Origin of the sequence: Tepidibacillus decaturensis, from assembly GCF_001561915.1 — a bacterium.
GTDB classification, from domain to species: Bacteria; Bacillota; Bacilli; order Tepidibacillales; family Tepidibacillaceae; genus Tepidibacillus_B; species Tepidibacillus_B infernus.
The window spans coordinates 1,544,939-1,548,022 of the sequence record NZ_LSKU01000001.1 but is presented as its reverse complement, the minus strand read 5'-3'; the positions used below and the strand labels follow the sequence as shown (position 1 = coordinate 1,548,022).

General features: G+C 36.8%; 4 protein-coding genes. 3 read left to right on the top strand and 1 reads right to left on the bottom strand.

The genetic code is table 11. The annotated features are described in order from the left end of the window. The first annotated feature begins 774 nt into the window (after positions 1 to 774). The 3 genes from U473_RS14765 (at position 775) to U473_RS14565 (ending at position 1,285) form a co-directional block, all read left to right on the top strand. Positions 775 to 918, top strand: a complete 144-nt coding sequence (locus U473_RS14765) for a hypothetical protein (RefSeq protein WP_161937303.1) — start codon at positions 775 to 777, stop codon at positions 916 to 918. 17 nt (positions 919 to 935) lie between these two features. After that, positions 936 to 1,076 (top strand): hypothetical protein, encoded by a 141-nt coding sequence (locus U473_RS14760; RefSeq protein ID WP_161937302.1) that lies wholly within the window; start codon positions 936 to 938, stop codon positions 1,074 to 1,076. A gap of 98 nt (positions 1,077 to 1,174) precedes the next feature. Next, positions 1,175 to 1,285 carry a sporulation protein YjcZ gene (locus tag U473_RS14565; protein ID WP_153012021.1) on the top strand — a complete coding sequence of 37 codons (111 nt, stop codon included), beginning with the start codon at positions 1,175 to 1,177 and terminating at the stop codon, positions 1,283 to 1,285. Between the two features lie 454 nt (positions 1,286 to 1,739). Here the strand turns inward: U473_RS14565 and U473_RS07455 are convergent, their stop codons facing one another. Continuing rightward, entirely contained in the window at positions 1,740 to 2,801 is a 1,062-nt protein-coding gene (locus U473_RS07455) for a TIGR04053 family radical SAM/SPASM domain-containing protein (RefSeq protein ID WP_407701921.1), read from the bottom strand. Positions 2,802 to 3,084 lie beyond the last annotated feature (283 nt).

Sequence of the window (3,084 nt, the reverse complement as noted above, 5' to 3'; positions counted from 1 at the left end):
TTTTTTTATTATTATGGGACGCCAAAAAAGTAATCGGAATACGCTTCGAAGGAGGTTGTCACTTTTGTGGGCAATCTTGTGCGGATTTTTTATGTAAATGGTTGAATAAACAAGCGTAGAACAATTAATCAACATAAACTATGAATAATCCTAGAATAGAGAGGAGGATATATGCTTATGCCTAGAGTAAACTTTTTTGGAGGTTTTGGTTGGATCATCTGGATTATCATTATCTTCATTTTTATTTGGTTATTGTTGGGTTTGTTCTAAAAAACTAGCGCAGCGCCATAAAAAGATATTAACAATTCAACATTTTCTAAAGAAAGGAGGAAATTTTTATGGCGCATCTTAATTTAATAGGATTTAGTTGGATTGGGTGGATTATTATCATTTTTATTTTTATCTGGATTTTCTTTAAAGGAATCTGGATTCTATAGGGTATTTACACATTTTTAAAAAAGATAGGCTATTAAACTATACAAGAATCATGGTTTTTTCATAGGTTATAGTACAGAGGACAAATAAAAGTTCTCGACAGAAAGCAATGAAAAGTTAAAAGGAGGGGATTTTTTATGGCAGATGGATACAGATGGGGAGGATATAGAACATTGTTATTGTTCATCCTTCTTGTGATTATTTTCTTCTGGTTTGTAGGCGGTATTTGGTGGTAGTAACTAGAGAAGGGGAAGGATGATCCTTCCCCCTTTTTTAAAAGTAAAGAAAAGGATAATTGTTTTTTCTCTATCCAGGTAATTTTGAGAGGAGGGGAAGATGTTGACTGCAAAAATAAATCAAGCAGGCTATGGATGGTCTTGGATTTGGTTGATCATTATAATCTTCCTATTTTTATGGATATTCTGGAAGTTTACAGGGTTTGGTTATGGAGGGTATGGCTATTACGGATATGGATGTTTTTAGTGAAAGGGGGTGAAAGCATGGCAGCTAATACGAACTTTTTTGCTGGAGGATGGTCCTGGATTTGGTGGATTATCATCATTTTTCTCTTTATCTGGCTCTTCTTGGGCTTTTTCGGTGGTTGGGGCGGTTATGGATATGGAGGATATGGCTATTACTAGGTAAACCCCTATTTTTATTGTAAAGAGTACAAATAACTATACAAGTTAGATACCTTTTTCATAATGTATGGTAGAAAAATGAAAAGGAGGGATAGTTAATGGCCAGTGGTTGGGGATATGGATATGGATACGGAGGATATAGAACATTGTTATTGTTCATCCTTCTTGTGATTATTTTCTTCTGGTTTGTAGGCGGTACTTGGTGGTAATAGGGAAGGGGGGAACTTTCCCCCTTTTTCTACACCACAACAGAAACTCTAATATAAATAAGGTGGGTGTAATTAAATGGCTGACGGATACGGATGGTATGGATTCAGAACCTTATTATTGTTCATCCTTCTAGTAATTATCTTCTTCTGGTTTGTTGGTGGTTTCTACTTCTAAAGTAGAGGGGGATTTTCCCCCTTATACATAACAAAACTCAACTGTTATGTGGCTCTCTTGAGTTGATTCTCAGATAGCTTCTTTTTGACAAAACCCTCCTCTAAAAAAGCCTGCATGCATTTGCAGGCTTTTTCAAACTCCACAAAAGTAATCGAAGTACGCTTTGAAAAAGTCGTCATTTTTGTGCGTTTTCTAATTAAAAAAGAATCCTATAGTTCACTAACTACCCTGATATATGTCTATGTAAATGAATAGGCATATGTTACAAAAAATTTATTGCTATTTTTGTATATTGGGTTGGTATATACAGAATGGATCGCTTTCCAAATAATCCCCTGTGACCGCATATGCTCGTGCTCTTGAGCCACCACAAACCTCTCGATATTCACAAACTCCACATTTTCCTTTGTATTGGTTTGGATCACGTAAACTAGTAAAGATCGGAGAATGACGATAAATATCGGCTAAAGGAATATTTCTTACATTACCAGCAAGTACGGGCAAAAAACCGCTTGGGTAAACATCACCGATATGGGAAATAAAGACAAAACCTTTACCATCGTTGATCCCGGCAGCTCTACCAATATTGTCCCTTACTTTTTTAATCGGGGAATTAATTTCTTCTGCTTGTTGTTGCATGACATATCGGCGATAATGTGGAGCTGCTGTCGTCTTAATATCAAAGGAAACTTTTGATTTTAACTGATGTAACCATCGAAATACTTCTTCATGTTGAACTGGAGAAACCATATCTTTGATTTGTCCTCGGCCAGTTGGGACCAAAAAGAAAACACTCCATAACTCTGTACCAAATTGCTCAATTTTTCGCGCGATGTTTTCTAAGTCATGGATATTAAAACGGCTCACTGTGGTATTGATTTGGATTGGCATTTCTAGTTCCATTAGATACTGAATACTCTTCATCGTTAATTCATAGGAACCCTTTGTACCACGGAAATAGTCGTGAATTTCAGCAGTTGAACCATCAAGGCTAAAAGCCCATCTTGCAAGGCCTACTTCTTTTGATCTGCGCATCGCTTCCTTGGTTACTTTAGGGGTTGCGCTCGGTGTCATCGATACACGTAGTCCTTTGTGAATCGCATATTCCATAAATTCAAAAATATCTTCTCTCATTAAAGGGTCGCCACCTGTGAAAACGAGTAAAGGGCTTTCCATTTCAGCAATTTGATCAATTAATCGTTTCCCTTCTTCTATTGTTAACTCCCGAGGGTCACGGTGATATTGTGCTTCTGCTCGACAATGCAAACATTTTAACGCACAGGCTCTTGTAACTTCCCAGATCGTGATAAAAGGAGCCTGATTATAATCGGGTATGTACATTACGACCACCTCTTTTTCATCTCTAGAAAAATTATAAAATAAACTTTGCACTATCACTATGATAAAAATCACAGACACGGTAAAAATTCCAAAGTAAACTAATGGTAACATTAGAAGACGGGCAGAGGCAGTGTACGGTGACTTATGGGAATCGGACCCTTAATGCTACTTAGCTGATGAAGAAATAGGAATTATGTAAAGGAGAGATTAAATATGGCAGTATTACTGCTGGAGCAGAATCAGCCATTCGTTCTATTGAAGGGGTAAATAACGTCGATGTAAA

Bases quoted from the DNA above. Each gene is read 5' to 3' on its own strand.
- U473_RS14565 (WP_153012021.1), top strand. From the start codon at position 1,175: ATGGCCAGTGGTTGGGGATATGGATATGGATACGGAGGATATAGAACA.
- U473_RS14760 (WP_161937302.1), top strand. From the start codon at position 936: ATGGCAGCTAATACGAACTTTTTTGCTGGAGGATGGTCCTGGATTTGG.
- U473_RS07455 (WP_407701921.1), bottom strand. From the start codon at position 2,801: ATGTACATACCCGATTATAATCAGGCTCCTTTTATCACGATCTGGGAA.